A 6,826-nucleotide genomic window follows, 5' to 3' on the forward strand; every position below is an offset into this window, starting at 1 on the left:
CTGTCAGCTTATATAAGTGGGGTGAATAAATGGATATAAAAGATTTGCTAAGGCCTATGGTTGCCCAAATTATGAATATGTTAAATAGGAGAATATTGTTGTTTATATCAGGAGGAGCGGTAAATATAAAGGATATATTTGAGATGCTGGCCTCTATGAGTATATTGCAGTACGATATAGTAATGACAGAATCTGCAAAAAGGGTAATACCACAAAAATATGTGGATGCTCTCAATGGAAAACTGATAGAATGTAAAGAAGAACTGACTAATGCAGTGAGAGAAGATGATCTGGTTTTGATACCGGTGATGACTAGAAATACACTGGCAAAATGTGCAGTTGGCATAGAGGATAATTTGGTTACCCTGGGAATAGCCGAAGCTCTTATGATGGATAGGGAAATCATTGCTGTATCAGACAGTTTTGATCCTCAGAATTCTAAGAATGTAGGTTTAGGATTAAGTAGAAATGAAGCATATAATAGATTTATATTGAGCTACAGAGATAATTTGTCCAGCTTGGGAGTTGATTTTATTGAGGGAGATCAGCTTGGTGGAACTTTAAAGAGCAAATTTCTCCTTTTAAATGATTCGTCTGCAGGTAGTCAGGAAAAGAAGACTGCATCCAATACGGAGGTTAAGGATAAAAATATAACTGACCATAATATACCAAAACCCTGTGGAAAAAATAAAATATTATCCGATGTTGTAACTGCGAAAGATATTTTAGCTAATATGGATAATTCAAGGGAAATTTATATAAAGCAAGGGTCATTGATAACTCCTCTGGCGAAAGATTATGTGGACAATAATAATATAGTTATAAAATATTATTGATCACCTGAATTTTAAGAAAGAGGGATGAGCATGTATTTAGCTAAAGTAGTTGGAAATGTTGTTTCTACTCAAAAAAATGAAAAATTGGTTGGAAGTAAACTGCTTATTATAAAAAAAATAGATGAAAATGAAAATATAATAGGAGAACCTGTGGTGGCTATAGATACAGTAGGAGCTGGAATTAATGAAATTGTCATTGTGGTTACGGGAAGTGGAGCTAGGAATGCCAGCGAGTCGGGAAGTGATATACCGGCAGATGCGTCTATCGTCGGGATTGTAGATGAGGTGGAGTGGAACAAACACTGATGTATTTGCCTTTTTTAAAATGGCATTTTAGGTGGTGATTGGTATGAAGATATACACTAAAACTGGTGACAAGGGAAGTACCAGTTTGGTGGGTGGAGAGAGAACAAACAAATATGATCTTAGAGTGTGGGCCTACGGGAGTATAGATGAGGCAAATTCATCTATTGGTCTTGCTAGAGCTTGCATGGAAGATGAGAATTTAAAGGGCAAACTTTTAAAAATACAAAAAACTCTCTTTGAGGTTGCAGCAGAATTGGCATCGCTGGGAACTAAAAATTATAGGTCCAGGATAGAAGAGGAGGATGTTGTATTTTTAGAAGATACTATAGATGAACTGGATAGAATGCGTCCTGTACAAAATGGATTTATAGTACCAGGTGGTACTGTGGAATCTGCTCATCTTGATGTGGCTAGAACAGATGTGAGAAGGGCAGAAAGATATATATCAGAACTCAGAAATCATTATGAAGTAAATGACAGCTTGCAAAAATATGTAAATAGGTTATCTGATGCTATATATGCTGTAGCTAGGTATTTCGACTATAAGGATATTTTAAAAAAGACAGAAGAGAAGCTAACTAGCTTAAACAGTGGCGAGAAAATCGACTGCAGAGGCAATCCCCAAAAAAACTTGCTGACAAATACAGTACTTAACAGGGAGACTGCTGAATATATAGCCGGGAAATGCATAGAAAAATCTTATGATATAGGTGTACCAATGGTAATATGTATTGTAGATTTTGACGGTAATGTGATACTGCTGGAGCGAATGGATAACTCTCTTTTAATAAGCTTGAAAGTTGCTTTTAAAAAAGCATATACGGCTGCAGCTCTTAAAAGCCCTACAGGAGAACTATATAAGGCATTACTGCCAGGAGGAGAGTTCTATGGGCTTAATAACGATGAAAACATAATAACTTTTGCAGGGGGATTTCCTTTAAAAATAGATGGGCATATTGTAGGAGCTATAGGAGTAAGCGGGGGTACAGTAGATGAAGATACCAGCGTTTCAAAATATGGAGTAGAAGTTTTTGAGGAGGTAGTAAAGTATGGAATTAAAAGGTAATGATTTATCCCTGATAATAGAAAAAGTGTTAAAAGAGTTAAATGAAAAAGATACTAAAGAGAAAGTCAGCGATGGAGTATTTAAGACTATGGATGAAGCTATAGAAGCAGCTTATGAGGCTCAAAAGGTTTATCAGAAATATACTCTTGAACAGCGTGAAAAATTGATAAGTTCTATGAAAAAAGCACTGCTGGAAAATGCGATGAATATAGCTAATCTCTGTGTAAAAGAATCAGGAATGGGCAGAGTCGATCATAAGTATTTGAAATTAAAGCTGGTGGCTGAAAAAACCCAGGGTACAGAAATTCTGAAGACTGGAGCTTATACGGGCGATAAGGGTCTTACATTGGTTGAACGGGGTGCTTTTGGAGTGATAGGATCTATAACTCCGTCTACTAACCCTGCTGCTACAGTTGCCTGCAATGCAATATGCATGCTGGCAGGAGGAAACACGGTGGTATTTTCACCACATCCAGGTGCATTTAAGTCATCTATAGAAACTATGAAAGTTTTAAATAAAGCTATAAAGGAAGCAGGAGGACCGGACAATTTACTCACTGCTGTTGCAAAACCTTCACTTGAAAATACCAATGTACTTTTAAAGGATAAGAGAATAAGAATGCTTGTTGCTACAGGTGGACCTGGAATAGTAAGAATGGTACTGTCTTCAGGTAAAAAAGCTATAGGTGCTGGGGCAGGAAACCCTCCTGTTGTAGTTGACGAAACCGCAGATATTAAAAAAGCAGCCAAGGATATAATATCAGGGTGCAGTTTTGATAACAATTTACCTTGCATAGCAGAAAAAGAAGCTTTGGTAGTTGAGGATGTATATGAACAGCTTATTGAGTATATGAAGGAAAATAGGGCGGTTTATGAGATAAACGATACTCAGGCAGATAAATTGGTTAGAAAGGTTTTAAATCAGGATAGCAAAACCGGCCAATATTCTATAAATAAAACTTTTGTTGGCAAAAGTGCTAAATATCTTCTTGATAGCATAGGTGAAAGAGCTTCGGATGAAACGGAATGTTTGATTTACAGAACTGAAAATCGTCATCCATTTGTACAGTTGGAATTGATGATGCCTATACTGCCAATAGTTAAAACAAAAGATTTTAAAGAGGCATTAGAACTGGCCGTAGAAGATGAGCATGGTAACAGACATACTGCTATAATGCATTCCAAGAATATAGATAATTTGACTGAAATGGCAAGAAAAATAGATACTACCATATTTGTTAAAAATGCACCTTCTTATGCAGGCATAGGTTTTGGAGGAGAGGGTTATACAACTTATACTATAGCAGGACCTACAGGTGAGGGGCTTACGAATGCTGTTTCCTTTACTAGAATAAGAAGATGCTCTATGGTGGATTCATTTAGAATAGTTTAAATAAATCTATATTAGGATCCTTGGGGGAAAGAGAGGTGTAATGTTGGATTTATTAAATAAGATTAAAGAAGCAGGTATTATAGGTGCTGGAGGAGCAGGATTTCCAACTTATATCAAGCTAAATTGTAAAGTTGAGTATTTTATAATAAATGGTCTGGAATGTGAGCCACTTTTGCAATCAGATAAATATTTAATGAGAAATAAAAGCGATGAGATAGTGAGTACAGCGGAGAAGATAGGTGATAAAATTGAAGCTGTACACATTGTAATAGGTTTAAAGGAAGAGTACTATGATGAAATCCGTGCTCTTAGAGAATCCATAGAAAAGCTGAATTCTAAAGTAGAACTTCATTTAAGCAGTGCTTTTTATCCTGCAGGAGATGAACAGACGCTTGTTTATGAAGTAACGGGCAGAACAATACCTCCTGGAGGAATCCCTTTAAATGTAGGTGCAGTGGTATCAAACGTGGGAACGGTATTTAATATATTTGAAGCTATACAGGATAAACCAGTTATATATAAATTTGTAACTGTCATAGGAGAGGTATATAACCCTTCAATTATCAAAGTTCCAATAGGTACATCGGTTAAAGAGTGCATTGAAAAATGCGGCGGAACTACCGTAGATGATTATGTGGTTATAATGGGCGGACCTATGATGGGAAAATTACTTTCAGAAGAATCATTCGAAAATAGGGTTATTACCAAAACAGATGGTGCAGTTCTTGTAATTCCAGCGGATCACTATTTAGCTCAGAGAGAAAAGATGACTATAAAACATATGAAAAATCAGGCTAAATCAGCTTGCATACAATGTCATTATTGTACCGATATGTGTCCTAGATTTTTAATTGGACATCCGATTCATCCTCATAAGATAATGAGAGCTGTTGCGTTGAGCGAGGATAATGATGAATTGTTTAAGGAAGCACTCATATGTTGTGAATGCGGTATTTGCGAATTATATGCTTGTCCAATGGGACTGTCTCCTAAACGCATAAATGTATACTTTAAGGGAAAGTTAAGAGAAAAAGGTATAAAATGGAAAAATATTACGAATATATTTGAAGGACATGTTCTCAGAGATTACAGGAAAGTACCTACAAAAAGGTTGATATCAAGATTGGCATTGAACAAATATGTAGATCAGCAAATTGAAGAAGGGGAAGAAATAAGTCCCGAAGAAGTGAGTATTCCATTAAAGCAGGGAATAGGAGCACCGGCTTCTCCTGTGGTAAAAACGGGAGATAAGGTTGAAAAAGGACAGCTGATTGGGAAAATAGAAGAGGGTAAAATGGGTTCAAACGTACATGCCAGCGTTGACGGTGAAGTTATTGAAGTAGGTCAAAATGTAGTCATAAAGACTATGCAAGTTGAGGTGATACCATGATAAGAACTATAGGTTTAATAGAATTAAATAGTATAGCCAGGGGAATTGAGACGGCAGATGTGATGATTAAGAGTGGAGAGGTACAACTGCTTTTAGCAAAAACCATTTGCCCCGGAAAGTATATGATACTTATTACAGGAAATGTAGGAGCTGTGAAATCGGCAGTTCAAAGCGGGCAAAATATAGGGGCACAGTATGTGGTAGATAAATTGGTGCTCCCCAATGTACATCCCCAGGTGATTGCTGCAATTAGTGAGGCCACGGGAATTGACGAATTGAAGGATCTGGGAGTTATGGAATTTTTCGGAGTAGCTTCTGCTATTATAGCGGCAGATGCAGCGGCTAAATCTGCCAATGTAAAGCTCATAGAGGTAAGGCTGGGCATGGGTATAGGCGGGAAAGCTTTTGTAACCCTTACAGGGGATGTAAGTGCAGTTAAAAATGCGGTTACAGTTGGATCAAATACAGCTCTGGAAAGTGGAATGCTGGTTAACAAAGCAGTTATATCAAGGCCAAGTAAGGAGCTTTTGCAATATCTTCTGTAAAAAAGAGTAGATTATCTTATTAAATTCCAGTAAAGTATTTATTTGCTGGAATTTATAAATTTTATCCGAATCTAAGAATCACTTGATTTTTAGGGTTAATATTAATGGACAAAAAGGGGGATATTTATATGGGTATGAATAGTAAAGAAGAGTTATTTGAAGATGTAAACGATGTCGAGATAGGAGATATAATAGATCTTGATTTTTTACAGAAGATTCAGGATAATTTTGCTAAAAGTGTAGGAGTAGCTGCTATAGCTTCAGATGATACAGGTAAACCCGTAGTAAAAGAAAGTGAATTCACAGATTTTTGTATGAAGTTGACAAGGGGATGTAGAATTGGAAATGAAAGATGCCAGGAATGTGACAAGAATGGCGGCATGGAATCCTACAGAAAAGGAAGACCTGTTGTTTATCAGTGCCATGCTGGTCTTGTAGATTTTGCTGCCCCCATACTTTTGAAGGGAAGGGTTATTGGAAACATGCTGGGAGGACAGGTCCTGACTGAAAAACCTGATGAAAATAAATTTAAAAAAATAGCGGAGGAGATAGGCGTTGATCCGGAAGAATATATAAAAGCCCTTAGAAAAGTTAAAATTGTAGAAAGAGATAAAGTAGAAGCTGCGGCAAATGTACTCTATATGATTTCAAACATCCTTTCAAAACTTGGATATAATCAATATCAGTTAAAGAACCTAAGTCAAAATATAAATGAAAATCTAGAACAGATAGCTGCAGCTGTGGAGGAACTTTCCTCATCTGCTTCAAGTGTGTCAGAGGATCAGCAATCTTTAAATAGAGAAGTACAAAATATAAAGGAACTTTCGGAAAAGATACACAAAATTATAAACTATATAAAGAGCATTGCAGATCAGACAAATATGCTTGGACTTAATGCAGCTATTGAAGCTGCTAGAGCGGGGGAATATGGAAAGGGCTTTGGTGTAGTAGCAGATGAAATAAGAAAGCTTTCAGATAGTTCCAAAGAGACAGCTTTGAATATTGTAAAACTTAATTCCAGTATTCAGGATTCAGTTTCAAAAACAGTTAAAGTTTCAGATCATACTCTAAAGGCAAACGAAAATCAGGCATCAGCTGCTGAGCAGATCAGCGCAAGTTTGCAGGAGGTACTGTCACTGGTTTCCAATATGAATGAACTGGCACAGAGCTTTAAATAATATTAAATTTTTCGAATATTAGTACAGAAAAATTTATATTATATACCTGCAATTTTTTACTCTAATTGTCCACGAAGTATTTTAAATTGTTTAAATATATTAATATTTAAAT

At 36.3% G+C, this 6,826-nt stretch carries 7 protein-coding genes; all 7 read left to right on the plus strand.

Translation table 11 applies throughout. The features are described 5' to 3' along the window. The first annotated feature begins 29 nt into the window (after positions 1 to 29). The 7 genes from J5G60_RS03725 (at position 30) to J5G60_RS03755 (ending at position 6,714) form a co-directional block, all read left to right on the plus strand. Positions 30 to 836, plus strand: a complete 807-nt coding sequence (locus J5G60_RS03725) for a flavoprotein (protein WP_150355910.1) — start codon at positions 30 to 32, stop codon at positions 834 to 836. A 30-nt stretch (positions 837 to 866) separates the two neighbouring features. Continuing rightward, a complete protein-coding gene (locus J5G60_RS03730) occupies positions 867 to 1,142 on the plus strand; it encodes a EutN/CcmL family microcompartment protein (protein ID WP_150355909.1) in 276 nt (91 codons plus the stop codon). 43 nt (positions 1,143 to 1,185) lie between these two features. After that, positions 1,186 to 2,208, plus strand: a complete 1,023-nt coding sequence (locus J5G60_RS03735) for a cob(I)yrinic acid a,c-diamide adenosyltransferase (protein WP_150355908.1) — start codon at positions 1,186 to 1,188, stop codon at positions 2,206 to 2,208. Next, the gene (locus J5G60_RS03740) at positions 2,192 to 3,601 is read left to right on the plus strand and encodes an aldehyde dehydrogenase family protein (RefSeq protein WP_150355907.1); all 1,410 of its coding nucleotides are present in this window, start codon (positions 2,192 to 2,194) and stop codon (positions 3,599 to 3,601) included. The genes J5G60_RS03735 and J5G60_RS03740 overlap by 17 nt, the downstream gene beginning before the upstream one ends. A 43-nt stretch (positions 3,602 to 3,644) precedes the next feature. Then, on the plus strand, positions 3,645 to 4,991 hold the full coding sequence (locus J5G60_RS03745; protein WP_150355952.1) for a 4Fe-4S dicluster domain-containing protein: 1,347 nt from the start codon (positions 3,645 to 3,647) through the stop codon (positions 4,989 to 4,991). Continuing rightward, entirely contained in the window at positions 4,988 to 5,536 is a 549-nt protein-coding gene (locus J5G60_RS03750; protein WP_150355906.1) for a BMC domain-containing protein, read from the plus strand. Before J5G60_RS03745 ends, J5G60_RS03750 begins: the two co-directional genes overlap by 4 nt. Before the next feature lie 128 nt (positions 5,537 to 5,664). Continuing rightward, on the plus strand, positions 5,665 to 6,714 hold the full coding sequence (locus J5G60_RS03755; RefSeq protein ID WP_328706999.1) for a PocR ligand-binding domain-containing protein: 1,050 nt from the start codon (positions 5,665 to 5,667) through the stop codon (positions 6,712 to 6,714). Positions 6,715 to 6,826 lie beyond the last annotated feature (112 nt).

The sequence above is a fragment of the Clostridium sp. HV4-5-A1G genome, from assembly GCF_900184915.1.
In the GTDB taxonomy this organism is placed as follows: Bacteria; Bacillota; Clostridia; order Clostridiales; family Clostridiaceae; genus Clostridium_B; species Clostridium_B aromativorans.

Bases quoted from the DNA above. Each gene is read 5' to 3' on its own strand.
- J5G60_RS03725 (WP_150355910.1), top strand. From the start codon at position 30: ATGGATATAAAAGATTTGCTAAGGCCTATGGTTGCCCAAATTATGAAT.
- J5G60_RS03730 (WP_150355909.1), top strand. From the start codon at position 867: ATGTATTTAGCTAAAGTAGTTGGAAATGTTGTTTCTACTCAAAAAAAT.
- J5G60_RS03735 (WP_150355908.1), top strand. From the start codon at position 1,186: ATGAAGATATACACTAAAACTGGTGACAAGGGAAGTACCAGTTTGGTG.
- J5G60_RS03740 (WP_150355907.1), top strand. From the start codon at position 2,192: ATGGAATTAAAAGGTAATGATTTATCCCTGATAATAGAAAAAGTGTTA.
- J5G60_RS03750 (WP_150355906.1), top strand. From the start codon at position 4,988: ATGATAAGAACTATAGGTTTAATAGAATTAAATAGTATAGCCAGGGGA.
- J5G60_RS03755 (WP_328706999.1), top strand. From the start codon at position 5,665: ATGGGTATGAATAGTAAAGAAGAGTTATTTGAAGATGTAAACGATGTC.